Below are 25923 nucleotides of genomic sequence, written 5' to 3' on the forward strand. Positions count from 1 at the left end.
CGTCTTGTCTTTACGTTATGTCGTGCTTCCCTACGTATTCGTGGTCGCCAGCACTTCTTCGAGTGACGTGACGCCCTGCCTGACCTTCAGCAGCCCCGCTTCGCGCAACGATAGCACGCCGTCCTTGCGCGCCTGCTCGGCAATCTGCAGCGCGGTGCCGTGCGCCAGGATGATCTCCTGCATGGCCTCGGTGATCGGCATCACCTGGTAGATGCCGCAGCGGCCCTTGTAGCCGCTGCCGTTGCAGCGCTCGCAGCCGACCGGATGGTAGGGCTGCCAGCTGCCGTCCAGGTCCTGCTCGCGGAAGCCCGCTTCCAGCAAGGCCTCACGCGGGATCTCGCCCTCGCGCTTGCAGGTGCACAGCCGCCGCGCCAGCCGCTGCGCGGTGATCATCAGCACGCTCGACGCAATGTTGAAGGCGGCCACGCCCATGTTCATCAGGCGTGTCAGCGTCGTCGGCGCGTCGTTGGTGTGCAGCGTCGACAACACCAGGTGGCCGGTCTGCGCGGCCTTGATGGAGATGTCGGCGGTTTCCAGGTCGCGGATTTCGCCGACCATGATGATGTCCGGATCCTGGCGCAGGAACGATCGCAGCGCGGTCGCAAAGGTCAGCCCGGCCTTGTCGTTGACGTTGACCTGGTTGATGCCCGGCAGCTGGATTTCGGCCGGGTCCTCGGCCGTGGAGATATTGATGTCGCCCTGGTTCAGCAGGTTCAGGAAGGTGTACAGCGACACGGTCTTGCCGCTGCCGGTCGGGCCGGTCACCAGCACCATGCCGTAGGGGCGCTTGATCACGTCCAGCAGCAGCGCCTTCTGCTCCGGCTCATAGCCGAGCTGGTCGATGTCGAGCTTGTCGGAGGATGATTCCAGGATCCGCATGACGATCTTCTCGCCGAACAGCGTAGGCAGCGTCGACACGCGGAAGTCCACCGCCTTCTCGACGGTTTCCTTGGCATCCTTGTCCTTGGGCAGCCCGATCAGCAGCTTCATGCGGCCGTCCTGCGGCACGCGCTTTTCAGATATGTCCAGCCGCGACAGCACCTTGATGCGGGTCGCGATCTTGTCGCGGATATCCAGCGGCGGGCGCGCGACCTCCTGCAGCACGCCATCGACGCGGAAGCGGATGCGGTAGAAGGTTTCGAACGGTTCAAAGTGCAGGTCCGAGGCGCCGCGGTGGAAGGCCTCGGTCAGCAGCTTCTGCAGGAAGCGCACCACCGGGGCGTCGTCGATGTTGTCGGCCGTGGTGCGGTTGCGCGGGTTGGCGGCGGCGGCGACCGGGTCGTATTCGATCAGCTTGCGCTCGGCCTGCACCGGCGAGATGTTCTTCAGCGTCCCCAGCGCCTCGCCGGCGGCGCGCACATGCTTCATCAGCTTGTCGTGCTCGACCACCACCGCTTCGACCGGCAGCTTGTACTTGTCGCGGATCGCGTCCAGGCCGGCCTGGTTGGACGGATCTGACAGCGCCAGCACCAGGCGGTTCTCGCGCCGGCCCAGCGGCAGCAGCCGGTGGGCATGGAATTCACGGTTGCCGGCCAGCGCCGGCGGCACCTTGGAAAGGTTGTACTGGGCCAGATCCAGCAGCGGCAACTGGTACTTGTCAGCGGCGAACAGCGCCAGGTCGTGCGCGCTCATGGTGCCGCTGCCGACGATCTCGTCGATCAGCTGCGATTGCTTTTCACGCGCGGCCTGCTCCAGCTGAGCAAGCAGGGCGGGCGCGATACGCCGGCTCTGGGCCAGGGCAAGTCCGAGTGTCATGGCAGGTGCGCAGTGGTTGGAGCAGTGTCCGCGGACAGGGCAGGACGAGACGAGCCCGCTTCTTGGGATCGGGGCAGTTTGCCGATGGGGTCACTTTTTGTAAAGGCGACGACGGGACGTATTGGCGTTTGCGCGACACCGGCGCAACCCTACTTGCGCGGGGCCCAGTCCCACGGGGACGCGAACACAGCAGACGGCAATTTGAGAACTGCCTCAATCCTCATTGGTCGCTGGCCAGCCATGCTTCGCGACGTGGTGGCTCGCCGGCGTCCGGCGTGGTCTGATCTGTTATAGAATCAAAAATGAGTGTATAACATCGCATGAGGCGAAACTTCAAGAAGCCTTTCGCTCGCCTACCGGCCGCTGCCGCAGGCGTTCAACGTGCAAGGCGTGGCACTTGAGGTGCTATGGATCGATTTCTATAAGGTCGGCTCGCATGAGAACTTCTATGACGAGCTCAAGAAATACCTGGGGGCTGAAAGGAATGGACACGATGACCGCTGAAGATCTGCTGCATGCCCTCGGCGAGCTGCCCCCGCGGGAGCGCGTCAGGTTCTTCACACTGATCGGGCGGCAGGCCTTTGGTGATGAGAATTTCTCGCACGAGGAAGTCTTCGGCCACCTGGCGGAGGAGGATTTCACTGCGGCAGAGGCTGCCCAATACCTCGAAATCTCGATTGCTACCTTCCGCCGGCTGGTGCGCGATGGCAAGGTGGCTCCGCGTGCGGAAGTCGGGCGCAGCCAGCTTTTCTCCGTAGCGGAGCTGAAAGCATTCAAGCGACAGCGCAAAGCCATCAAGGGCTGAGGAGAAGTGTAGAAAGACAAAAAGCCGAACCAACTTTCGTTGATTCGGCTTTTTAAATCTGGTCGGGGTGAGAGGATTCGAACCTCCGGCCTCTACGTCCCGAACGTAGCGCTCTACCAGGCTAAGCTACACCCCGATTTGGTTTGCTGGCAGACGCTTTAGCGTCAGCAGCAAAGAACGTAAGTTTAGCAGCGTTTTTTTGGGAATGGAAGAGGGCGGAGGAAAACGCCACGCAGCCCGCCGCCTGTCCCAGCGCTTGTCCCGGCTCAGGACTGCCGCTGCAGCGAGAACGCGCAGAGCTGGATCAGCGTTTCCTTCAGCTCGGACGGCGGGAACTGCCGGGCCGCCTGCTCGGCGGCTTCGGCCTCGCGCCGTGCGGCCTCGAAGGTGACCTCGAGCGCGCCGCTGGCGTGGATCGCGGCAAAGACCGCGTCGAAATGCTCGGTGCCGCCCTGCACGATCGCGTCGCGGGCCAGCTGGCGCTGCTCCGCGGTGCCGTGTTCCAGCAGGTGCAGCAGCGGCAGGGTGGGTTTGCCTTCGCGCAGGTCGTCGCCGGCGTTCTTGCCCATCTGCTCGGCGCTGGCGGTGTAGTCCAGCATGTCGTCGATCAGCTGGAACGCGGTGCCGATGCGGCGGCCGTATTCGGCGGCGGCTTCTTCCATCTGCGCGTCGGCGCCGGACAGCACCGCGCCCAGTTGCGCGGCGGCCTCGAACAGCTTGGCGGTCTTGTAGCGGATCACCTGCAGGTAACGCTCGACGGTGACGTCGGGGTCGTGCATGTTCAGCAGCTGCAGCACCTCGCCCTCGGCGATCACGTTGGTCGCGTTCGACAGGATCTCCATGATGCGCATGCTGCCGGCATCGACCATCATCTGGAACGCGCGCGAATAGAGGAAGTCGCCCACCAGCACGCTGGCCGCGTTGCCGAAGACGGCGTTGGCGGTGTCGCGCCCGCGGCGCAGCTCTGACTCGTCGACGACATCGTCGTGCAGCAGGGTGGCGGTGTGGATGAATTCCACGACGGCGGCCAGCTCATGGTGGCGGTTGCCGTCATAACCCAGCGCGCGCGCCGTCAGCAGCAGGATCACCGGGCGCAGGCGCTTGCCGCCGGCACCGATGATGTATTCGCCGATCTGTTCGATCAGCGGGACTTCGGAGGACAGCCGCTGGCGGATAACAGCATCGACCGCGCGCATGTCTGCAGCGACCGGGGCAAGCAAGGCAGTGGCGGAAGGCTGGGGCAAGATGATCACCGTTACGCAAAACCGGTCGATTATATGCGATGCAGGCGCCGTTCTACGCATGCCCCGCATTGTTTGGCGGGCTGCTGGGCCGGGCGATGTCAGGGTATGCGCGCAGCGGTGCCGGTGGCGGGCGCCACTATAATTGCGGCCATGGACAAGCCCCTACCTCGCCGCCAACTGCGCCGCACCGCCTGGTGGGTGGCGTTTGCCGCACTGGCGGGGTTTCTTCTCGCCGATCTGACCTGAGCCCAGCCGCTGCGATTGTGCCGGGCGCGCCGCTCACAGGCTATGTGCCTGTTTTCTTTGCGGTTTTCCACGATCTCGTTTACAATTCCCGGTTTCCTCCGGTAGTCGCTCGCCTTGCGGGTCCTTGCCGGCGGGAGATAACCGGGCCGCATCGCGCGGTTTCGGCGTTTTATTCACATCCGAGAGGTTCGACAATGTACGCGGTCGTAAAAACCGGCGGCAAGCAATACAAGGTTGCTGCTGGCGAAAAACTGAAAGTAGAACAGATACCGGCAGACATTGGCGCAGAAATCACGCTCGACCAGGTGCTCGCAGTGGGCGCCGGCGACCAAATCAAGTTTGGTACGCCGCTGGTGAGCGGGGCTTCCGTCAAGGCTACCGTTATCTCCCAGGGTCGTCACGACAAGGTGAAGATCTTCAAGATGCGCCGTCGCAAGCACTACCAGAAGCGTCAGGGCCATCGTCAGAATTACACCGAACTGCGCATCGAAGCGATCGTTGCCTGATCGATCGAGCGTAATCCGGTAAAGCGACAGGAGTAAGACATGGCACAGAAAAAAGGCGGCGGTTCCACGCGGAACGGCCGTGATTCCGAATCGAAGCGTCTGGGCGTGAAGGTGTTTGGTGGCCAGGCCATCAACGCCGGCGGCATCATCGTGCGCCAGCGCGGTACCCGCGTGCATGCCGGCGACAACGTCGGCGTGGGCAAGGACCACACGCTGTTCGCCCTGATCGACGGCCACGTGCAGTTCGCCGTCAAGGGCCCTGCCAAGAAGCAGCAAGTCAGCGTCGTCCCGGCGGCCTGATAACAGCCTTTGCAGGATGAAAGGCCCCGCAACGCTTGCGGGGCTTTTTCTTTTCTGGCGACAATAACAATGGCCAGTCCGGATGATGCGGCGTATTGCCGCACGTTCGCACCGAGCCCGCCGGTCCCGCGGACCCGCCAATCCATCACGGAAAACCCATCATGAAGTTCATCGACGAAGCCCGAATCGAAGCCATCGCCGGCAACGGCGGCAATGGCAGCGCCTCGTTCCGGCGCGAGAAGTTTGTGCCCTTCGGCGGCCCGGATGGTGGCGACGGCGGCCGGGGCGGCAGCGTGTTCGCCGTGGCGGACCGCAATATCAATACGCTGATCGATTTCCGCTACGCCAAGAAGCATGTGGCGAAGAACGGCGAGAACGGCCGCGGCTCCGATTGCTATGGCGCCGCCGGTGAAGACATCACGCTGCGCATGCCGGTGGGCACGCTGATCACCGACATGGACACCGGCGAAGTGATCGCCGACCTGACCGAGCACGGCCAGCGCGTGTGCCTGGCCGAAGGCGGCATGGGCGGCTGGGGCAACCTGCACTTCAAGTCCAGTACCAACCGCGCGCCGCGCCAGCAGGTCGACGGCAAGCCGGGCGAGCGCCGCATGCTCAAGCTCGAGCTGAAGGTGCTGGCCGACGTCGGCCTGCTGGGCATGCCCAACGCCGGCAAGTCGACCTTTATCTCGCATATCTCCAACGCGCGCCCCAAGGTGGCGGACTATCCGTTCACCACGCTGCATCCCAACCTGGGCGTGGTGCGCGTGGACCATGAGCAATCGTTCGTGGTCGCCGACATTCCCGGCCTGATCGAAGGCGCGGCCGAAGGCGCGGGCCTGGGCCACCAGTTCCTGCGCCACCTGCAGCGCACCGGGCTGCTGCTGCATATCGTCGACCTGGCACCGTTCGACGAGGCGGTCGACCCGGTCGCCGAGGCCAAGGCCATCGTCAACGAGCTGAAGAAGTACGATGAGACCCTGTATGAAAAGCCGCGCTGGCTGGTGCTGAACAAGCTCGACATGGTGCCCGAGGACGAGCGCGCCGCGCGCGTGAAGGACTTCCTCAAGCGCTACAAGTGGAAGGGCCCGGTGTTCCAGATCTCGGCGCTGACCGGCGAAGGCTGCCGCGAGCTGATCTACGCGATCAAGGACCACCTGCAGGCGATCAAGGCCGAAGAGGCCGCGGCGCTGGCAGAGCCGGACATCCGCCTGGACGACCGCCTGCATAACGTCGACCAGGACCAGCGCGAGGCATAAACAAGAATCAGCGGTTCCGAACGATCTCCGGAGACAGGATTTCCACCATGCAATCGGTCATCGCGCAGGCAAAGCGCATCGTCGTCAAAGTGGGCTCCAGCCTGGTCACCAACGACGGCAAGGGGCTGGACCACGACGCCATCGCCCGCTGGGCGGCCCAGATCGCCAAGCTGCGCGTGGCCGGCAAGGAAGTGGTGCTGGTCAGTTCCGGCGCCATTGCCGAAGGCATGCAGCGGCTCGGCTGGGTGCGCCGCCCGAAGGAAATCCATGAGCTGCAGGCGGCCGCCGCCGTTGGGCAGATGGGGCTGGCGCAGGTCTACGAGAGCCAGTTCGGCCGCTATGGCATCCGCACCGCGCAGGTGCTGCTGACCCACGCCGACCTGGCCGACCGCGAGCGCTACCTGAACGCCCGCTCCACGCTGCTGACGCTGCTGTCGCTGGGCGTGGTGCCGATCATCAACGAGAACGACACCGTGGTCACCGACGAAATCAAGTTCGGCGACAACGATACGCTCGGCGCGCTGGTCACCAACCTGATCGAAGGCGACGCACTGGTGATCCTGACCGACCAGCGCGGCCTGTACACCGCCGATCCGCGCAAGGATCCGGCCGCCCGGTTCGTCGACGAGGCGCTGGCCGGCACGCCCGAGCTGGAGGCCATGGCCGGCGGCGCAGGCACCTCGATCGGGCGCGGCGGCATGCTGACCAAGATCCTGGCGGCCAAGCGCGCGGCCAAGTCCGGCGCGCACACCACCATCGCCTCGGGCCGCGAAGCCAACGTGCTGGAGCGCCTGGCGGCCGGCGAGGCCATCGGCACCCAGCTGCTGGCGCCGACCGGCCGGCTGACGGCGCGCAAGCAATGGATGGCCGACCACCTGCAGCTGCGCGGCCGCGTGGTGATCGACAACGGCGCGGTCGAGAAGCTGACCAGCGGCGGCAAGTCGCTGCTGCCGATCGGCGTGGTCGAGGTGCAGGGCGAATTCGCCCGCGGCGAGGTGATCGCCTGCGTGGACGGGCAGGGCAAGGAGGTGGCGCGCGGCATCACCAATTATTCCAGCGCAGAGTCGCGGCTGATCGCGCGCAAGCCGTCGTCCGAGATCGAAGCCGTGCTCGGCCACCTGAACGAGCCCGAACTGATCCATCGCGACAACCTGGTGCTGGTCTGAGCGACGCAAGCAAAAACGGCGGAACTGCCTGGCAGTTCCGCCGTTTTTTTATGCCGGTGCGCGGGGCGCTTCAGCGCTTGTTTGGCGCGCGCGACTGCAGCTCGCGCACCATGTCCGCGGGCTTGCCGGCCACGGTGCGGCCCTCGCAGAAGAAATCGATCGCGAGCGTGGCAGCGTAGGCGTTGCGGACCCCGGCTTGCATGCGGTGCCAGGTCTCGCCGTAGTCGCTGGTGTTGGGCACCCACTCGGTGGCGCCGGGGGGCAGGGTCGCGTACAGCTTGCGCTCGAACACGTCGCAGCGCATGCCTTCGAAGGTCACGTTGCGGGCCCCGCTCTGGCTGGTGGTGACGGTGGTATAGCGCACCACGTTGTCCTTGCCCACCGAGATCGACTTGCTGTCCACCGCGAACGACAGCGTGCCGGTGCCGGCCACCGAGAACGGAATCAGGTTGGCCTCCTGCGGCAATGGCGGCAGCATGGCCTTGGCTTCCTCGAAGGTCTTGGGCGCGAACGGGTTGTTCCAGGTGCTTTCTTCCTCGGCCATCTCCTTGCCGGTGGTCTTGCAGCCAGCCAGCGCCAGGCTGGCCGCGGCAAGCAGCAATCCGGCAGCGCCCAGGCCGCCGCGGCGGCCCACGCCGGTCAAACTAGTCATCAGTGCTCCGTGAGGTGGATACCGGCGTCGCCGGCGAAACGTAGTCGGCCGTGGCCGGGGCTTCGGCATTGCCGTCGGCGTCGGCCTGCTGCGCGGCCTGCGCCCGGCTCAGTGCCTGGCCGCGCGGCCCGCCGTGGCGCCCGTGCACGCCGTGGGCACCATGGGCGCCATGCGCCCCATGTGTGCCATAGGGGCTGAGCGGCACGCGCGGGTGGCGGTTCAGGAAGCGTGACAATTCCGTCAGCGCCATCTGGTAGACATCGCGCTTGAACTCGATCACGGCTTCCAGCGGCACCCAGTAATGGCTCCAGCGCCAGGCATCGAACTCCGGGTGCTCGGTGGCGCGCAGGTGGATGTCGCAGTCCCTGCCGGCCATGCGCAGCAGGAACCAGATTTGTTTCTGGCCCTTGTAGTGGCCGCGGATCTCGCGGCGGATGAACTTGTCCGGCACCTCGTAACGCAGCCAGTCGCGCGTGCGACCGACGATCCTGACGTGCTCCGGAAGCAGGCCGATTTCCTCATGCAGTTCGCGGTACATGGCCTGTTCCGGCGTTTCGCCGTACTTGATGCCGCCCTGTGGAAACTGCCAGGAGTGTTCGCCGATTCGCTTGCCCCAGAAAACCTCGTTTCTTGCGTTGAGGAGGATGATGCCGACGTTCGGGCGAAAGCCTTCACGATCGAGCATGACTGCACCTCGAATCCTTTAGAATTACGCTGATTATAAAGGAAGCGCGCAGCCGGGCCCGGACCGGGGGATGGTGGTTTTCCCCGAGCGGAAGGGCAGTTTCAGGCGCGTGCGCATAATTCAGCGCCGCCAGCTCCCCGGATTGTGCCGGGACGGATTTTTCCGACCGCGGCGGCCCAGAGAGAAATTACGGATGAAAGCCTCGCAATTCTTCATTTCCACCCTCAAGGAAGCGCCCGCCGACGCGGAAATCGTTTCGCACAAGCTGATGATGCGCGCCGGCATGATCAAGAAGCTGGGCGCCGGCATCTACACCTACATGCCGGTCGGGCTGCGCGTGATCCGCAAGGTGGAGAACATCGTGCGCGAGGAAATGAACCGCGCCGGCGCGGTGGAACTGTCGATGCCGGTGATCCAGCCGGCCGAACTGTGGCAGGAGACCGGCCGCTGGGACAAGATGGGGCCAGAACTGCTGCGCCTGAAGGACCGCCATGAGCGCGACTTCGCGGTCCAGCCCACCTCCGAAGAGGTGGTGACCGACATCGCCCGCAGCGATATCCGCAGCTACAAGCAGCTGCCGCTCAATTTCTACCAGATCCAGACCAAGTTCCGCGACGAGCGCCGGCCGCGCTTCGGCATCATGCGCGGGCGCGAGTTCACCATGAAGGACGCCTATTCCTTCGACCGCGACACCGACGGCCTGCGCAAGTCGTACGAGAACATGTACGACGCCTACGTGCGCATCTTCCGCCGCTTCGGGCTGGAATTCCGCGCCGTGGCGGCCGACAACGGCGCCATCGGCGGCTCGGGCTCGCATGAGTTCCACGTGATCGCCGAAACCGGCGAAGACGCCATCGTCTACTGCCCGACCTCGGCCTACGCCGCCAACATGGAGGCCGCCGAGGCGCTGCCGCTGCTGGCCGAGCGCGCCGCACCCAAGCAGGACCTGGTCAAGACCTTCACCCCGGAGAAGGTCAAGTGCGAGCAGGTGGCCGAATTCCTGAACCTGCCGCTGGAGACCAACGTCAAGTCGATCGTGCTGGCCACCGACGGCGAGGCCGGTACCCAGATCTGGCTGCTGCTGATCCGCGCCGACCACGAGCTGAACGAGGTCAAGGCCTCCAAGGTGCCGGGGCTGGCCGACTTCCGCTTCGCCACCGAGAACGAGATCGTCGAAGCCTTCGGCTCGCCCCCCGGCTACCTGGGCCCGATCGACATGAAGAAGCCGGTCAAGGTGGTTGCCGACCGCACCGTCGCCAACATGAGCGACTTTGTCTGCGGCGCCAACTACCGCGACTACCACTACACCGGCGTCAACTGGGGCCGCGACCTGCCCGAGCCGATCGTGGCCGACCTGCGCAACGTGGTGGCGGGCGACGCCTCGCCGGACGGCCAGGGCACGCTGGAGATCTGCCGCGGCATCGAGGTGGGCCACGTGTTCATGCTGGGCACGCGCTACTCGGAATCGATGAGCGCCACCTTCCTGGACGAGAACGGCAAGACCCAGCCGATGCAGATGGGCTGCTACGGCATCGGCATCACCCGTATTTTGGGCGCGGCGATCGAGCAGAATTTCGATGAGCGCGGCATCATCTGGCCGGCCGCGATCGCCCCGTTCGCGGTGGTGATCTGCCCGGTGGGCTACGACCGCTCCGAGGCCGTCAAGGCCGAGGCCGACCGCATCCATGCCGAGCTGCTCGCCGCCGGCGTGGACGTGATCCTCGACGACCGCGGCGAGCGCCCCGGCGTGATGTTTGCCGACTGGGAGCTGATCGGCGTGCCGCACCGCGTGGTGGTGGGCGACCGCGGCCTGAAGGAAGGCAAGGTCGAGTACCAGGGCCGGCGCGACGCGCAGGCCACCGCCGTCAGCGTGGCCGAGGTGGTCGGCCACGTGCGCAGCCTGCTGGCAGACTGAGCCTCATGCGCGCCGTCCGCGGCCTGACCGCCGCCGCTGTTGCCGCCCGCCGCCTGGCGGGCGCGCTGCTGGTATCGCTGCTGGCATTCCTGCTGGCGCTGGCGGCCCCGGCGGCGCACGCCGGCGCGCAGAAGGAAGAAGACCTGGCCGACTCCGTGCGCGGTGCGCTGGCCGCGGCCATTGCCGATGACCGGCCGCTGCGGCCGGTGTTCGCCTCCGGCGGCGAGCGCCTGGCCTACCTGAAGTGGCTGGGCGAGATGTCGGCGCGGCTGGCCTCGCGCATCCCCGAGCCGCAGGTGCGGGTCGAGCTGATCGAGGTGGCCTACTACGAGGCCAAGCGCGCCGGCCTGGAGCCCGCGCTGGTGCTGGGCCTGATCCAGGTCGAAAGCAACTTCCGCAAGTACGCGATCAGCTCGGCCGGCGCGCGCGGGCTGATGCAGGTGATGCCGTTCTGGGTGCGCACCATCGGCGACAGCGATGCGCGCAAGCTGTTCCACCTGCAGAGCAACCTGCGCTACGGCTGCACCATCCTGCGCTACTACCTGGACCGCGAGCAGGGCGACCTGTACCTGGCGCTGGGCCGCTACAACGGCAGCCGCGGCCGCCCGGAGTATCCCAACGCGGTGCTGGCGGCGTGGAAGCGCTGGCAGTATTCCGAAGCCACCGTCACCGTGGCCGGCGATCCCGAGATCGCGCCGTCGCGCCCGCGCGCGCCGGTGGCGGAGCCGCCTGCCCGCAACCCGTTCTCGTCGCAACGCGTCGCAGCCAATCCGTCATGATCCGCGAAGCATCCGTTGCCGGCGGCAAGGCCGGCTACACCGAATCCTCGCCCGAACTCGAACAATGGCTGGCCCGGCATATCGCCCAGGGCTTTGCGGCCGATGCGCTGGTGCTGTCGATGCTGCGCTCGGGCTACGACGACGCTTTCGCGCGCCGTTGCGTGGCCGCGGCGTTTGCGCAAGGCACCGAGGCCGCCGTGCCGGCCCGGCCGGCCCAGCCCCAGGCCGAGACCGCCGCTTCCAGCTCGCCCGCGGTCTACGCCGCCGATGGCGGCGACCGCCGGGTGCCCATCCTGTTCCGGCTGGCGTCGCCTCACGTACAGCTGTTCCAGCAGCTGCTGAGCGACGACGAGTGCGATGCCCTGGTGGCGCTGTCGCGCGGCCGCCTGGCACGCTCGCCGGTGGTCAATCCCGACACCGGCGACGAGAACCTGATCGACGCCCGCACCAGCATGGGCGCGATGTTCCAGGTGGCCGAGCACGCCCTGATCGCGCGCATCGAGGCCCGCATCGCCGCGGTCACCGGGGTGCCGGCCGAACACGGCGAGGGGTTGCAGATCCTGAATTACAAGCCGGGCGGCGAGTACCAGCCGCACTTCGATTACTTCAACCCGCAGCGGCCCGGCGAAGCGCGGCAGCTGTCCGTCGGCGGCCAGCGCATCGCCACGCTCGTGATCTACCTGAATTCCCCCGAGGCCGGCGGCGCCACCGCGTTCCCGCGCGTGGGCCTGGAAGTGGCGCCGGTCAAGGGCAACGCGGTCTACTTCAGCTACCTGCTGCCCGACGGCACGCTGGATGACCGCACCCTGCATGCGGGCCTGCCGGTGGCCGCCGGCGAAAAGTGGATCGCCACCAAATGGCTGCGCGAACGGCCGTACCGCAGCGCGGCGTGAGCCGTCCCGCGGCCGCACCGGCACCCGGCTGCTGGTGGGCGGACCCCGCGCTGCCGTTTGCCGAAAGCCGGCGCGCCAGCCACAGCAGCGCCAGCTACCTGCCGCATACCCATCCCACCCTGTCGGTCGGCGCCGTCGACGGCGGCACCAGCCGCTTTGCCTGCGGCGACGAGAGCGCCGTGCTCGGGGCGGGCGCGGTGGTGGTGATTCCCGCGCACCAGGTCCATGCCTGCAACCCGGTGCCGGACGGACGCTGGAGCTACCAGATGCTGCATTTCGACCCGGCGTGGGTGGCGGCCGTGCTGGACGAGGACAGCGCGGCCCGGGCCTGGCTGCCGGCACGCGTGCTGGCGTCCTCACACGTCTACCGGCTGGTCTGCGCGTTGAACCGCACGCTGTTCTCGCCCGCGGACAGCGTCGAGAAAGAGGCCGCGCTGGTGGCCTTCGTCGGCGACCTGCATGCCGCCCTCGACACCGGCGCCGCCACCAAAACACTGCCGCCGCCCGCTGCGGTCTCCGCCCGGGTGGCGCAATTGTGCGAACTGCTGCAGGCGCGCCATGCCGAGCGGCTGCCGCTGGCGGAACTGGCGCGCGCCTGCGGGCTGAGCCGCTACCACCTGGTCCGGGCCTTCCGCGCCGAGACCGGCATGACGCCGCACGCGTACCAGCTTGACCTGCGCATCCAGCATGGGCGCCGCCTGCTGCGGCAAGGTGCGGCGCTGGCCGAGGTCGCCCTGGCGCTGGGCTTTGCCGACCAGAGTCATTTCCAGCGCGCTTTCAAGCAGCGCGTGGCCATGACACCTCGCGGCTACCAGCGCGCCGCCTGAGGCACGGCGCCTCGCGCCGCTACCGCAACTTTCTTCAAGACTGCCACCCCGGCGCGCACGACACTGCGGACTCTTCACGGAGGGTCGGCATGGACATGGCTTTCGATCTCGCCCCCGGGGCATTGCCGTGGCAGCAATTCGCCATGGTCGCCGGCGCGCATGCGCTGGCACTGCTGAGCCCGGGGCCGGATTTTTTCCTGGTGGTGCGCAGCGCGCTGCTGCACGGGCCGCGGCGCGCCAGCGCCGTCTGCCTGGGCATTGCGCTGGGCAATGGCGTCTTTATCGGCCTGGCGCTGGCGGGCGTGGCCGCGATGCGGGACTCGCCGCAACTGTTCGCGGCGTTGCAGTGGGCAGGCTGTGCCTACCTGGCGTGGCTGGGCTGGCGCCTGCTGCGCGCGTCGGGCGAACTGTCGATGCCGGCGCCCGCCGCCGCAAAGCCCGCGCCCGCGGCATGGCTCGGCCAGCTTGGCAGCGGCTTCCTGTCCGCCGTGCTGAACCCGAAGAACGGGCTGTTCTACGCCAGCCTGTTCTCGGTGCTGGCCGCCAGCCGCACGCCGGCGGCGGTGCAGCTGGCCTATGGGATGTGGATGTTCGCCGTCGTGCTCGGCTGGGACCTGCTGGTGGCCTACGGCATCGGCCATCCGGCCATGGCCGCGCGCTTCGGGCGCTCGGTGCGATGGGTCGAGCGCCTGACCGGCGCTGTCCTGTGGCTGCTGGCGCTGGGTGTCGCCTGGCACGCGCTTCGTTGAGCGGCCCTGTATCGGCGTATTTCCGTTGAAGTGTACCGGTACTGTACCGTTAGGTGGCCGTAGACTGATTTCCCGAAAGCACATGAACGCCCCCTGGAGTCAGTCATGGAAGTGTCCCAATTCGCCGCCGGCACCGGTGTCTTTGCCGCCTTTGCCGGCTTCGCCCTGGTGTCGTCGATCACGCCCGGTCCGAACAACACGATGCTGCTCGCCTCGGGCGTGAACTTCGGCTTCCTGCGCACGGTGCCGCACCTGCTCGGCGTCAGTATCGGTTTCGCGCTGATGGTGGGGCTGGTCGGGCTGGGGCTGGGGTCGCTGTTCCATGCGTTCCCGTGGACCTGGCAGGTGCTGCGGGTGGTGGCGACGGTCTACCTGGTCTGGCTGGCCTGGAAACTGGCCACGGCCGGCGGCGTGCAGGACCAGCAGGTGGCGCGGCCGATGGGCTTCTGGGCCGCCGCGGCATTCCAGTGGGTGAATCCCAAGGCGTGGGTGATGGCGGTAGGCGCGTGCAGTACTTATGTGCTGCACGGCAACCTGTGGCTCAACGTGCTGCTGCTGTCGGGGATCTTCGGGGTGGTGAACCTGCCCAGCGTGGCGATGTGGGCGTTGTGCGGGTCGGCGCTACGGCGCTGGCTGGCCCGGCCCAAGGTGCTGCGGGCGTTCAATATCGGGATGGCGGTGCTGCTGCTGGCGTCGCTGTGGCCGATCCTGGGGACGCACCAGGCGTGATGTGTTGGCTCCCCTCTCCCGCTTGCGGGAGAGGGGAGAAAACGGTCAGTCCTTCAGACGACTCAAACCAGCGCCCGGATCGAATCCAGATTCCGCCAATACCCCTTCGCATCCATCCCGCATCCAAAGACATAGCGGTCCGGCACCGCAAAGCCGCAGAAATCCGGGTGCATCGGCTTGGGTTTGCTCAGCGTCTTCTCGCACAGCACCGCGGCGTGGAATTCCTTGGCGCCCATGTCCATGATGCGCTGGCGGATGGCCGCCATGGTCTCGCCTTCATCGAGGATGTCGTCGAGCACCAGCACCACGCGGTCCTTGACCGATTCGCGCGGCGCCACGCGCCATTGCATCTCGCCGCCGACGGTCTTGTTGTTGTAGCGCGAGAGGTGGATGTAGTCGAACTCCAGCGGAAACGCCAGCTTGGGCAGCAGCATGCCGGTGAAGACCACCGCGCCGCCCATCACCGACAGCACCAGCGGGAAGTCATTGCCCATCCTGGCGGTGATGTCCGCGGCCATGCGGTCCAGCGAGGCCTGGACTTCCGCGGCGGAGACGATTTCTTCGGAATTGGCCCACAGCTCGCGGGCCTGTTCGGCGCTCATCATGATGTCTTTCCTGTTCTTTTGCGGGGAGGCGGTTCGGCTTGCGGCAGCGGGCTTCAGCGGTTGAAGAGGCCCTTCATGCCGCCCTTCATCGCGCCCATCTGGCGCATCATCTTCATCATGCCGCCGCCCTTGAGCTTCTTCATCATGGATTGCATCTGGTCGAACTGGTTGAGCAGGCGGTTGACTTCCTGCACCGGCACGCCGGCGCCCGCGGCGATGCGGCGCTTGCGGCTGGCCTTGATCAGGTCCGGCTTGGCGCGCTCGGCCGGCGTCATGCTGTTGATGATGCCCTCCATGCGCGCCACCTGCTTCTCGGCCTGGTCCATGTTGGCGCCCTGCGCCTGCTGGGCGAACTGCGCCGGCAGCTTGTCGACCAGGCTGCCCAGGCCGCCCATCTTCTTCATCTGGCCGATCTGGGCCTTGAAGTCCTCGAGGTCGAAGTCGCCGGTCTTCTTGATCTTCTTGGCCAGCTTCTCGGCCGCTTCCATGTCGACGCCGCGCTGGGCTTCCTCGACCAGCGCCAGGATGTCGCCCATGCCCAGGATGCGCTGGGCCATGCGGTCCGGGTAGAAGGGCTCCAGGCCATCCAGCTTTTCGCCGACGCCGACAAACTTGATCGGGCGGCCGGTGATATGGCGCACCGACAGCGCCGCGCCGCCGCGCGCATCGCCGTCCAGCTTGGTCAGCACCACGCCGGTCAGCGGCAGGGTGTCATTGAAGGCCTTGGCGGTATTGACGGCGTCCTGGCCCAGCATGGCGTCGACCACGAACAGGGTTTCGGCGGGCTTCAGCTCGGCGTGCAGCGCGGCGATTTCCTGCATCATCGCCTCGTCGATACCCAGCCGGCCGGCCGTGTCGACGATCAGCACGTCGTGGTAATGCTTGCGCGCCCAGTCGACCGCCGCGCGGGCGATGTCCACCGGTTTCTGGTCCGGCTGCGACGGGAAGAATTCCGCGCCGACCTGCTCGGACACGGTCTTGAGCTGGGCGATGGCGGCGGGGCGGTAGACGTCGCACGAGACCGTCAGCACCTTCTTCTTTTTGTTTTCCTTGAGCCACTTGGCCAGCTTGCCGGCGGTGGTGGTCTTGCCCGCGCCCTGCAGGCCGGCCATCAGGATGATGGCGGGCGGCTGCACTGCCAGGTTCAGCTCGGATTCCTTGTTGTTGCCGCTGGCGGCGTCGGCGCCGCCGATCACCGCGGTCAGCTCGCGCTGGACCACGCCGACCAGGGCCTGGCCCGGCGTGAGGCTGCTGACCACCTCTTCGCCCATGGCCTTTTCCTTGACGCGGGCGACGAATTCGCGCACGACCGGCAGCGCCACGTCGGCTTCGAGCATGGCAAGGCGCACTTCGCGCAGCATCTCGGCGGTGTTGGCCTCGGTCAGGCGCGCCTCGCCGCGCATGGTCTTGACCACACGCGCCAGGCGTTGAGTGAGATTGTCCAGCATGGCAGGAATCGGGGGAGAAGTCGGAGCAGGGCTCGGGGCTGAAATCGGAGGCAGTCCGGCACACGGGGCGGGCCTGGAACACCGGCCACACCGGTTCAAGCGGGCCGCCACCGGCCGTGGGCACTAAGGTAAACTGCGTAAATGGTCATTGTACTGTATGCCCTGACGGCACTTCTCTATTGCGGCCTGGCCTGGCACGGCTGGGCCACACGCCATCCGCGCGTGGCGGCGGCTGCCGGCCCGGCCGGACCGGCCAGCGCTTCGGCCGCGGCCGTGCTGGTGGCGGGCGGCGGGCCCATTCCCCCGTCCGGCGGCGCGCACGGCGAAGGGCGTCCGGCCTGGTGGCACGTGCTAATGCTGGCGGCGCTGGCCAGCCACGGCATGCTGCTGCACGAAACCATCTTCCCGGCCGAGCGCATGATGTTCGGCTTTGCCTTCGCCCTGTCGGCCATGCTGTGGCTGGGGGTGGGCATCTACTGGATCGAGAGTTTCTTCTTTTCGCTGGCGGGGCTGGGGCTGATCGTGATCCCGGTTGCGCTGGTGGCCAGCCTGATGCCGCTGGCGTTTCCCGGCTCGCAGATCCTGGGCTACGCGGCGCGGCCGCTGTTCAAGCTGCATTTCATCATCGCCAACGTGGCCTACGGGCTGTTCACGCTGGCCGCGTTCCACGCCTTCTTGATGCTGCTGGCCGAGCGGCGCCTGCACGGGTTCCGGCATGCGCCGACACGGATGACCCAACAGCAGCCCAGCCAGTGGCTGGGGCGCTGGCTGGATCTGCTGCCGCCGTTGCTGACGCTGGAGAAGCTGCTGTTCCGGCTGATCGGCGCCGGCTTCGTGCTGCTGACGCTGACCATCGGCTCGGGCCTGCTGTTCTCCGAAGAACTGTTCGGGCGCGCCTTCCGGCTGGATCACAAGACCGTGTTCGCGCTGATCTCGTGGGCCATGTTCGGCGGCATCCTGGCCGGGCGCATCTTCCGCGGCTGGCGCGGCAAGGTGGCGCTGCGCTGGGTCATCGCCTCGTTCGGCATCCTGCTGCTGGCCTATGTCGGCAGCCGTTTCGTGATTGAAGTCGTCCTGCACCGGCTCTGATTTTCCATGGCACGTATCCTGATCCTGCTGGCCGTGGTGCTGGGCGTCTTCTGGTGGCTGCGCGCCCGCGCCGAGGCCCGCCTGGCCGAGCATCGCGCCCGCCAGGCCCGTGAGGCCAGCGAACACGCGGCCGCCGGCACGCCCGACGCCACCGCCGAGCGCATGGTCCAGTGCGCCCAGTGCGGCGTGCACCTGCCGCAGGGCGACGCCATTGCCTGGCGCGGCCTGCACTACTGCCGGCGCAGCCACCTGCCTGATGAAAGCCGCACCGATGGCAGCAACGGCAGCGGCGACGGCAGTGGCGACGGCAGCAGCGGCCCGCGCCCATGACCCAGCCGGCGCCGTCGGCCTGGCAGCGGCTGAACGCCTGGCGCGGCCTGGCGCAGCTGTGGCGCCAGCCCGAGCCGCCTGACTTCCACTGGCGCCTGCTGCGCTATTTCTGCTGGACCCGCGTCGCCGTCGGCCTGCTGCTGGTCGGCTTTGCGCTGATGCGGCGCGGCGAGCCGGCCACCGGCACCGCTTCCACCCTCACTGCCGCGATCCCCGCCTTGCCCTTTGGCCTGGAAGCCATGGGCGGCATCGAGCATGCGGCGGCCATGGCCGTCGCCGTCCCTTACCTTGGCATTGCCCTGGCGATGCTGGCGGGCACGCTGTGGCGCCGGCATTTCCATCTGCGCGTGCGGGTGCAGGTGCTGGCCGACCTGGCGCTGCTGGCGCTGGTCTTCAGCGTGCTGGGGCGCGGCGGGCATGCCGAGGGCCTGGCCATGATCTTCCTGCTGCCGGCGCTGGAGGCCGGTGCGCTGACCAGCCTGCTGTTCGCGCTGTTTGCCGCGGCGATCTCGGCGCTGGTGGTGATGAGCGGGCCGTTCATGCACACCATCCTGCTGCGCCAGGCCGATGCCGGGCTGCTGGGCTCGGGCCTGTTCGGCCTGGTGTTCATGATCGCCGCGCTGCTGATGTATATGCTGGCCAACCGCCAGCTCGCGCAGGAGCGCCTGGCGCTGGCGCGCGAGCAGGAGCTGCGCCTGCAGCAGCTGGTCAACCGGCTGATGGTCAACGACATGCAGGACGGCGTGATGCTGGTGCGCGCCAACGGCGCGGTGGTGGCCGCCAATCCCGCCGCGGTGGTGCTGCTGGGGGTGCAGCCGCATGAGCGCATCTACTCGCGCAAGCTCGGCGGCGCGCCCGGTGCCGAAGCCGGGCAGGGCGGCGGCGATACCGTATTGTTCGACCTGCGCCGCATCCCGCGCCTGCAGCCGCTGATGGAAATGCTGCGCGACTGGCTGCGCAGCAAGGACGACGTGCCGCGCATCCTGCAACTGCTGCCGATGGCCTCCGGCGCCGCGCTGGCCGATGGCACCATGCAGCACACCCGGCTGCGGCTGCGCTTCGTGCTGCCGGGCCTGGCCGGGCTGCGCTCGACCATGGCGCATGGCCGCACCGTGCCGGCCGCGCTCGACACCGCCGCGTGGAATGAACTGTCGCCCGAAGCTGCCGGTCGCCTGCGCCTGGCCATTGCCCAGAACGAGGCCATGGCCTGGTCGCAGGAAGACGAGGCGCTGCTGCGCAGCGAGATGCGCGACACCGTGCTGGTCCATATCGAAAGCTGGGAACGCATCGCCGAGCAGGTGCAGCAGGAAAAGCTGGCCGCCATGGGCCGGCTGGTGGCCAGCATCGCGCACCAGATCCGCAACCCGCTGGCGGCGATCAGCCAGGCCAGCGAGCTGCTCGGCGATTCCGGCCGGCACGATCCGGCCGCGCAGGAGCCGGGCGGGGCCGATGTCGATATCGACGCCCGCCTGCTGCGCATCATCCACGACAACGTGCGCCGGCTGGACCAGGTGGTGTCGGACGTGCTGCAGATGTCGCGCCGCCCGCGCACCGGCCGCAGCACCGTGCACCTGGCGCAGGCGCTGCCCGAGATCGTCGAGCGCTGGCGCGCCGAAATGCGCCAGCGCCGCCCGCGCGCCGGCGAGACCCGCCCGGCGGGACGCGCCGACATCAACGCCAATGCCATCCGCCTGACTGTCGACGTGGCCCAGCCGGTGGTGTTCGACGCCTCGCAGCTGCAGCAGGTGCTGGGCAACCTGCTCGACAACGCCTGGCGCTACTGCAGCCGGCTGCCCGGCTCGATCCGGTTGCTGGCGCACGCGCTGGACCAGCACCATGCCGAGCTGATCGTCTGGAACGACGGCGCCGAGGTGGCGCGCGAACACCAGCGCAGCCTGTTCGAGCCGTTCTTCACCAGCAACGCCCAGGGCACCGGGCTGGGCCTGTTCATGGCACGCGAGCTGTGCGGCGCCAATGACGCGCAGGTGCGCTACGGCGCCATCTCGCTGCCGGCGCTGATCGAGCGCACCGGCATGCTGGCCCCCACCGCGCGCGATACACTGCCGGCCAAGGCCTTCGTGCTGACGCTGCGCATCGAGAGCGCCGAAGCCGCCGCGGCGGCCGCCGTCTGACCCGTCCTCATTCCGCCATCACAATGCCACCCCGAATGTCCCGCGCGCCCGATCCCATCCTCGTCATCGACGACGAGGCCGACCTGCGCGAACTGCTGGACATCTCCATCCGCCGCATGGGCCATGACGTGGTGCTGGCCGGCTCGCTGGCCGAGGCGCGCGACAAGCTGGCGCAGGGTCGCTACAGCCTGGTGCTTACCGACATGCGCCTGGGCGACGGACTGGGCATCGAGATCGTGCGCCAGCTGTCGGCCGCGCCCGAGCGCATCCCGGTGGCGGTGATCACCGCCTACGGCAGCGCCGACAACGCCGTGGAAGCGCTCAAGGCCGGCGCTTTCGACTACATCGCCAAGCCGGTGTCGCTGGAGCAGCTGCGCAGCCTGGTGCTGAACGCGCTGGGCCGCCAGCCGCGCGACAGCGCCGATGCCGATGCCGCCACGGCGGCGGATCAGGCCGCCGACCGCGCCGCCGCGCTGCTGCCGGGCCATTCCGCGGCGATGCAGGAGGTGCGCCGCTCGCTGTCGCGGCTGGCGCGCAGCATGGCGCCGGTGGTGATCAGCGGCGAATCCGGCAGCGGCAAGGAGCGCGCCGCGCGCGCCATCCACGCCACCAGCGCGCGCGCCGCGCATCCGTTCGTCGCCGTCAACTGCGGCGCCATCCCCGAGAACCTGATGGAGTCCGAGTTCTTCGGCTACGTCAAAGGGGCGTTCACCGGCGCCGACGCGGAACGCGGCGGCTTCTTCCAGGCCGCCAACGGCGGCACGCTGCTGCTCGACGAGGTGGCCGACCTGCCGCTGCCGATGCAGGTCAAGCTGCTGCGCGCGCTGCAAGAGCGCCGCGTGCGCAAGATCGGCGCCAGCCGCGAAGACGCCGTCGACGTGCGCGTGATGTGCGCCAGCCACAAGGACCTGGCCGCGATGGTGGCGGCGGGGCAGTTCCGGCAAGACCTGTATTACCGCCTGAACGTGCTGGCGCTGCGCATGCCCACGCTGCGCGAGCGCGGCGAAGACATTCCGGTGCTGGCGCGCGCCATCCTGGACCACCTGGCGGTGCGCTACGGCGATGCGCATCCCAAGCGGCTGTCGCCGGCGGCGCTGCAGCGGCTGGTGGCCTATCCGTTCCCCGGCAATGTGCGCGAGCTGGAAAACCTGCTCGAGCGCGCCTACGCGTTTGCCGAGAGCGAGGACATCGAGCTGGCCGACCTGGGTCAGCTGGACGCCGGCGCCGGGCGCGCCGGGCTGATGCCTGTCCCGGCGCCGGCGATGGTGCCGCAGCCGATGACGCCTTATCCTTACGCGCCCTGGGGCACGGCAGGGGCTGCTGCCGTGCCGGCCGTCGCCGCGCCTGCGCCGGTTCAGGCCGAGCCGCCACCGCCGGCCGTGCCCGCCCACGCCGCGCCCGAACCCGCCGGCGACCCCGCCGAGCGCGCCTGCCGCGGCATCGTCTTCCCGATCGACCTGCCCGCCAGGCTGGAAGCCGTCGAGCGCGAGCTGATCCTGCAGGCGCTGGCGCAGACCAACTTCAACCGCACCGCCGCCGCGCCGCTGCTCGGCCTGAACCTGCGCCAGCTGCGCTACCGGATCCAGCAGCTGGGCATCCGCGAAGCCATGGACGCCGCCGACCGCGGCGCGGTGGAAGGCGAGGGCACGCCATGACCGCGCCCGCGTCTTCGTCCTATCTGCCGGGTGCCGACGGCTGGGTACCGGCCGCGCGCCGCGTGCCGTCGCCCAATTTCGATGCGCGCCCGGACGGCATGCCGGTGGACCTGGTGGTGCTGCACAACATCAGCCTGCCGCCCGGCCAGTTCGGCAGCGGCGACATCGAGGCGTTCTTCCAGAACCGGCTCGATCCCGACAAGCACCCGTTCTTTGCCACCATCCACCAGGTCCAGGTGTCCGCGCACTTCCTGGTCACGCGCACGGGCGAGCTGGTGCAGTTCGTGCCGTGCACGCAGCGGGCCTGGCATGCCGGGCAGTCAGACTTCTTCGGACGCGCGCGCTGCAACGATTTTTCGATCGGCATCGAGATCGAAGGCTGCGACGACCTGCCGTTCACCCTGGCCCAGTACGACACCGTGGCGGCGCTGGTGCCCGCGCTGATGGCCGCCTACCCGGTGCGTGCGATTGCCGGCCACAGCGACATCGCGCCGGGCCGCAAGACCGATCCGGGCCCGCATTTCGACTGGGCGCGGTTTGCCAGGCAGGCCGGCGTGGCGCCGGGCATGCTGCCCTACCAGTGCCCCGGCGCGGGAGGCACGTGACGGATTCCTAACGTCATTCCCCGCCCTTGGGCGCGGCATACCGGCGCACATGCCCCACGTCGGTGTGGGGCTATCGCAACCTCGCAACAATCAAAAAAATTTTTGTGAAATGTGCAGTTGCGAACGGTCTTCCCGAAACCCTTGCGAGTACTAGGCTTGCGGGCATGTGGCGCTGCCGCACAGCAGCCGGCGTGCCCGAAATAGCGGTTGTCAAGACTGGTCATTCGGATTCCTTTCACTATACTTAGCCCAGTTTTCCGCATCACACACTATATCTAGTAGTCAAACAGGGAAGCCGGCCCCAAGAGCGAGGCAGCAGCCGCGAAATTCGCGTATCGACTGCAAACCTCCCCGCAAGGCCAGCGAATCACAAGAGTCCCTGGCGAAATGTTCACGTAAAGGCAGTCTGTCCGTACCCGCTTGCGAGCCGGGAGGGACGTTCTTTTCGCCGCATTTCGCCAGGGACTCTTTCGTCTCTTATTTCCAGGGTAAAAACAGGAGTTCTCATGCAAACGGCCCAGAACGAAATCACCACGGGTGGCGCCGCCGCCGGCGTTGCCAGCCAGGCCTCGACCACGCAGCAGACCCCCAACGCCGCGACCACGAATTACCCGGATCACAAGATCATTCGTCGCAACGGTGCCGTGGTGGCGTTCGAGCCGTCCAAGATCGCCGTCGCCATGACCAAGGCCTTCCTCGCCGTCAATGGCGGGCAGGGCGCCGCCAGCGCGCGCGTGCGCGAGATCGTCGAGCAGCTGACCAACAACGTGGTGCGCGCGCTGGTGCGCAGCCGCCCGAGCGGTGGCGCCATTCATATCGAAGACGTGCAGGACCAGGTTGAGCTGTCGCTGATGCGCTCGGGCGAGCATGAAGTGGCCCGCGCCTACGTGCTGTACCGCGAGAAGCGCAAGGCCGAGCGTGCCAGCGCCAGCGCCGAAGCCGTGGCCCGCGTGCAGGAAGGCGGCATCAGCATCAACGTGACCGACGCCGGCGTGACCAAGCCGCTGGACATCGTCGCGCTGCACGCCCTGATCGACAACGCCTGCTCCGGCCTGGGCGATGCGGTCAGCGCCGAGCCGATCCTGAAGGAAACCCTGAAGAACCTGTACGAAGGCGTGCCGATGACGCAGGTGTACGACTCCGCCATCCTGGCCGCGCGTACCCTGATCGAAAAGGACCCGGACTACAGCCAGGTCACCGCCCGTATCCTGCTGCACACCATCCGCAAGGAAATCCTGGGCACCGAAGTGACCCAGGCCGAGATGGCCACGCGCTACGCCGAGTACTTCCCCAAGTTCATCGCGCGCGGCATCGCCGCCGAGCTGCTGGACGAGAAGCTGGCCACCTTCGACCTGGCCCGCCTGGGCGCCGCGCTGGACGCCGGCCGCGACTTCCAGTTCAACTACCTGGGCCTGCAGACCCTGTACGACCGCTACTTCCTGCATATCGATGAAACCCGCATCGAAATGCCGCAGGCCTTCTTCATGCGCGTGGCCATGGGCCTGGCGCTGAACGAGAAGGACCGCGAAGCGCGCGCCATCGAGTTCTACCAGCTGCTGTCGTCGTTCGACTTCATGTCGTCCACGCCGACGCTGTTCAACTCCGGCACCCGCCGCTCGCAGCTGTCGTCGTGCTACCTGACCACCGTCTCGGACGACCTGGAAGGCATCTATGAAGCGCTGAAGGAAAACGCGCTGCTGTCCAAGTTCGCCGGCGGCCTCGGCAATGACTGGACCAACGTGCGCGCGCTCGGCTCGCACATCAAGGGCACCAACGGCAAGTCGCAGGGCGTGGTCCCGTTCCTGAAGGTGGTGAACGACACCGCCGTGGCCGTGAACCAGGGCGGCAAGCGCAAGGGCGCGGTCTGCGCCTACCTGGAAACGTGGCACCTGGACATCGAGGAGTTCCTGGAGCTGCGCAAGAACACCGGCGACGACCGCCGCCGCACCCACGACATGAACACGGCCAACTGGATCCCGGACCTGTTCATGAAGCGCGTGATGGAAGGCGGCGAGTGGACCCTGTTCTCGCCCGCCACCTGCCCGGACCTGCACGACAAGGTCGGCAAGGAATTCGAAAAGGCTTACCTGGGCTATGAAGCCAAGGCCGCCAGCGGCGAACTGAAGCTGTTCAAGAAGCTGCCCGCGCTGCAACTGTGGCGCAAGATGCTGGGCATGCTGTTCGAGACCGGCCACCCGTGGATCACCTTCAAGGATCCGTGCAACATCCGCAGCCCGCAGCAGCACGTCGGCGTCGTCCACAGCTCCAACCTGTGCACGGAAATCACGCTGAACACCAACGACAGCGAAATCGCCGTCTGCAACCTGGGTTCGGTCAACCTGGTCGCCCACCTGGCCAAGCAGGCCGACGGTTCGTACGCGCTCGACCACGCCAAGCTGCAGAAGACCATCCGCACCGCCATGCGGATGCTGGATAACGTCATCGACATCAACTACTACGCTGTCGAGAAGGCCCGCAATTCCAACATGCGCCACCGTCCGGTCGGCATGGGCATCATGGGCTTCCAGGACTGCCTGCACGTGCTGCGCACCCCGTACGCCAGCGAAGCCGCGGTGAAGTTCGCCGACACCTCGATGGAAGCCGTGTGCTACTACGCCTACCAGGCCTCCACCGAGCTGGCCGAAGAGCGTGGCCGCTACGAGACCTACACCGGCTCGCTGTGGGACCGCGGCATCCTGCCGCAGGACTCGCTCAAGCTGCTGGCCGAAGAGCGCGGCGGCTACCTGGAAGTGGACCTGTCCAGCACCATGGACTGGGACAGCCTGCGCGCCCGCATCAAGCAGCACGGCATGCGCAACTCGAACTGCATCGCCATCGCGCCGACGGCCACGATCTCGAACATCATCGGCGTGTCCGCCTGCATCGAGCCGACCTTCCAGAACCTGTACGTCAAGTCCAACCTGTCGGGCGAGTTCACCGTGGTCAATGACTACCTGGTGCGCGACCTGAAGGAACGCGGCCTGTGGGACGAGGTGATGGTCGCCGATTTGAAGTACTTCGACGGCTCGCTGTCGCGCATCGACCGCATTCCGCAAGACCTGCGCGACATCTACGCCACCGCGTTCGAAGTCGAGCCCACCTGGCTGGTCGAAGCCGCCAGCCGCCGCCAGAAGTGGATCGACCAGGCCCAATCCCTGAACATCTACATGGCCGGCGCCTCGGGCAAGAAGCTGGACGACACCTACAAGCTGGCCTGGCTGCGCGGCCTGAAGACCACGTACTACCTGCGCACCATGGCTGCCACCCACGTGGAGAAGTCCACCGTGTCGCGCGGCTCGCTGAATGCGGTGTCGTCGGGTAGTGATGGTGGTTCGGCACTGGATGCGGCGGCTGCTTCGGCTCCGGCCATGCCGGAAGCGGAAGGCGCCGTCTGCACGATGCGCCCGGGCGACCCCGGCTTTGAAGAGTGCGAAGCCTGCCAGTAATCCCGCAGTAGCGACATAGCGTAGTAACCAACCACCCCCGGGGTTTGCTCCCCTCTCCCGCATGCGGGAGAGGGGCCGGGGGAGAGGGCCGGCGCCACCACAA

23 protein-coding genes and 1 tRNA gene are annotated in these 25923 nt (G+C 67.4%); 17 read left to right on the forward strand and 7 right to left on the reverse strand.

Annotated elements, in window-relative coordinates; genetic code table 11:
* Window positions 1-30: 30 nt before the first annotated feature.
* Entirely contained in the window at window positions 31-1755 is a 1725-nt protein-coding gene (pilB, locus tag FHX60_RS00240) for a type IV-A pilus assembly ATPase PilB (protein WP_092306237.1), read from the reverse strand.
* Between the two features lie 493 nt (window positions 1756-2248).
* Between pilB and FHX60_RS00245 the strand changes: the two genes are divergently transcribed.
* Entirely contained in the window at window positions 2249-2560 is a 312-nt protein-coding gene (locus FHX60_RS00245; RefSeq protein ID WP_260163219.1) for a helix-turn-helix domain-containing protein, read from the forward strand.
* 59 nt (window positions 2561-2619) lie between these two features.
* On the opposite strand, the gene FHX60_RS00250 is transcribed toward FHX60_RS00245, so the two are convergent.
* Both FHX60_RS00250 and ispB read right to left on the reverse strand, forming a co-directional pair.
* Window positions 2620-2696: transfer RNA gene (locus tag FHX60_RS00250), tRNA-Pro, on the reverse strand.
* Between the two features lie 130 nt (window positions 2697-2826).
* Window positions 2827-3756, reverse strand: coding sequence for an octaprenyl diphosphate synthase (ispB, locus tag FHX60_RS00255; protein WP_092306243.1), 930 nt, complete (start codon window positions 3754-3756; stop codon window positions 2827-2829).
* A gap of 488 nt (window positions 3757-4244) precedes the next feature.
* Between ispB and rplU the strand changes: the two genes are divergently transcribed.
* The 4 genes from rplU (at window position 4245) to proB (ending at window position 7281) form a co-directional block, all read left to right on the forward strand.
* Window positions 4245-4556, forward strand: a complete 312-nt coding sequence (gene rplU, locus FHX60_RS00260; RefSeq protein WP_006576525.1) for a 50S ribosomal protein L21 — start codon at window positions 4245-4247, stop codon at window positions 4554-4556.
* A 39-nt stretch (window positions 4557-4595) separates the two neighbouring features.
* Complete coding sequence (gene rpmA, locus FHX60_RS00265) at window positions 4596-4856, forward strand: 50S ribosomal protein L27 (RefSeq protein ID WP_012353931.1); 261 nt, start codon at window positions 4596-4598, stop codon at window positions 4854-4856.
* Window positions 4857-5017: 161 nt separating this feature from the next.
* The gene (obgE, locus tag FHX60_RS00270) at window positions 5018-6115 is read left to right on the forward strand and encodes a GTPase ObgE (protein WP_092306248.1); all 1098 of its coding nucleotides are present in this window, start codon (window positions 5018-5020) and stop codon (window positions 6113-6115) included.
* A 47-nt stretch (window positions 6116-6162) separates the two neighbouring features.
* A complete protein-coding gene (gene proB, locus FHX60_RS00275; protein ID WP_112776874.1) occupies window positions 6163-7281 on the forward strand; it encodes a glutamate 5-kinase in 1119 nt (372 codons plus the stop codon).
* 70 nt (window positions 7282-7351) lie between these two features.
* Here proB and FHX60_RS00280 read toward each other — a convergent pair whose 3' ends face one another.
* Complete coding sequence (locus FHX60_RS00280) at window positions 7352-7933, reverse strand: CNP1-like family protein (RefSeq protein ID WP_112776873.1); 582 nt, start codon at window positions 7931-7933, stop codon at window positions 7352-7354.
* Window positions 7926-8618 carry an RNA pyrophosphohydrolase gene (locus FHX60_RS00285; protein WP_112776872.1) on the reverse strand — a complete coding sequence of 231 codons (693 nt, stop codon included), beginning with the start codon at window positions 8616-8618 and terminating at the stop codon, window positions 7926-7928. Before FHX60_RS00285 ends, FHX60_RS00280 begins: the two co-directional genes overlap by 8 nt.
* Window positions 8619-8811: 193 nt before the next feature.
* On the opposite strand from FHX60_RS00285, the gene FHX60_RS00290 reads away from it, so the two are divergent.
* The 6 genes from FHX60_RS00290 (at window position 8812) to FHX60_RS00315 (ending at window position 14510) form a co-directional block, all read left to right on the forward strand.
* Window positions 8812-10533, forward strand: coding sequence for a proline--tRNA ligase (locus FHX60_RS00290; protein ID WP_092306256.1), 1722 nt, complete (start codon window positions 8812-8814; stop codon window positions 10531-10533).
* Between the two features lie 5 nt (window positions 10534-10538).
* Window positions 10539-11312 carry a lytic transglycosylase domain-containing protein gene (locus FHX60_RS00295; RefSeq protein ID WP_112776871.1) on the forward strand — a complete coding sequence of 258 codons (774 nt, stop codon included), beginning with the start codon at window positions 10539-10541 and terminating at the stop codon, window positions 11310-11312.
* Window positions 11309-12205, forward strand: a complete 897-nt coding sequence (locus tag FHX60_RS00300) for a 2OG-Fe(II) oxygenase (protein ID WP_183282232.1) — start codon at window positions 11309-11311, stop codon at window positions 12203-12205. Before FHX60_RS00295 ends, FHX60_RS00300 begins: the two co-directional genes overlap by 4 nt.
* Window positions 12202-13032, forward strand: a complete 831-nt coding sequence (locus FHX60_RS00305; RefSeq protein WP_183282233.1) for an AraC family transcriptional regulator — start codon at window positions 12202-12204, stop codon at window positions 13030-13032. The genes FHX60_RS00300 and FHX60_RS00305 overlap by 4 nt, the downstream gene beginning before the upstream one ends.
* An 89-nt stretch (window positions 13033-13121) precedes the next feature.
* The gene (locus FHX60_RS00310) at window positions 13122-13781 is read left to right on the forward strand and encodes a LysE family translocator (protein WP_183282234.1); all 660 of its coding nucleotides are present in this window, start codon (window positions 13122-13124) and stop codon (window positions 13779-13781) included.
* 105 nt (window positions 13782-13886) lie between these two features.
* Entirely contained in the window at window positions 13887-14510 is a 624-nt protein-coding gene (locus FHX60_RS00315; RefSeq protein ID WP_112776867.1) for a LysE family translocator, read from the forward strand.
* 62 nt (window positions 14511-14572) lie between these two features.
* Here FHX60_RS00315 and FHX60_RS00320 read toward each other — a convergent pair whose 3' ends face one another.
* Window positions 14573-15115, reverse strand: a complete 543-nt coding sequence (locus FHX60_RS00320; protein ID WP_116309731.1) for a hypoxanthine-guanine phosphoribosyltransferase — start codon at window positions 15113-15115, stop codon at window positions 14573-14575.
* A 53-nt stretch (window positions 15116-15168) separates the two neighbouring features.
* The gene (ffh, locus tag FHX60_RS00325) at window positions 15169-16563 is read right to left on the reverse strand and encodes a signal recognition particle protein (RefSeq protein ID WP_092306270.1); all 1395 of its coding nucleotides are present in this window, start codon (window positions 16561-16563) and stop codon (window positions 15169-15171) included.
* 141 nt (window positions 16564-16704) lie between these two features.
* Here ffh and FHX60_RS00330 point away from each other — a divergent pair, with 141 nt between their 5' ends.
* The 6 genes from FHX60_RS00330 to FHX60_RS00355 all read left to right on the forward strand — a co-directional run bounded on the left by FHX60_RS00330 (window position 16705) and on the right by FHX60_RS00355 (window position 25820).
* The gene (locus FHX60_RS00330; protein ID WP_183282235.1) at window positions 16705-17652 is read left to right on the forward strand and encodes a cytochrome C assembly family protein; all 948 of its coding nucleotides are present in this window, start codon (window positions 16705-16707) and stop codon (window positions 17650-17652) included.
* Window positions 17653-17658: 6 nt separating this feature from the next.
* Window positions 17659-17982, forward strand: coding sequence for a PP0621 family protein (locus tag FHX60_RS00335; RefSeq protein ID WP_183282236.1), 324 nt, complete (start codon window positions 17659-17661; stop codon window positions 17980-17982).
* Window positions 17979-20114: a sensor histidine kinase gene (locus FHX60_RS00340; protein WP_183282237.1), complete on the forward strand. Its 2136-nt coding sequence runs from the start codon at window positions 17979-17981 to the stop codon at window positions 20112-20114. The genes FHX60_RS00335 and FHX60_RS00340 overlap by 4 nt, the downstream gene beginning before the upstream one ends.
* Before the next feature lie 23 nt (window positions 20115-20137).
* Window positions 20138-21769 (forward strand): sigma-54-dependent transcriptional regulator, encoded by a 1632-nt coding sequence (locus FHX60_RS00345; protein WP_183282238.1) that lies wholly within the window; start codon window positions 20138-20140, stop codon window positions 21767-21769.
* A complete protein-coding gene (gene ampD / locus FHX60_RS00350; protein ID WP_183282239.1) occupies window positions 21766-22374 on the forward strand; it encodes a 1,6-anhydro-N-acetylmuramyl-L-alanine amidase AmpD in 609 nt (202 codons plus the stop codon). The genes FHX60_RS00345 and ampD overlap by 4 nt, the downstream gene beginning before the upstream one ends.
* 506 nt (window positions 22375-22880) lie before the next feature.
* Entirely contained in the window at window positions 22881-25820 is a 2940-nt protein-coding gene (locus tag FHX60_RS00355; protein ID WP_183282240.1) for a ribonucleoside-diphosphate reductase subunit alpha, read from the forward strand.
* Window positions 25821-25923 lie beyond the last annotated feature (103 nt).

The sequence above is a fragment of the Cupriavidus alkaliphilus genome, from assembly GCF_014191175.1.
Taxonomy (GTDB): Bacteria; Pseudomonadota; Gammaproteobacteria; order Burkholderiales; family Burkholderiaceae; genus Cupriavidus; species Cupriavidus alkaliphilus.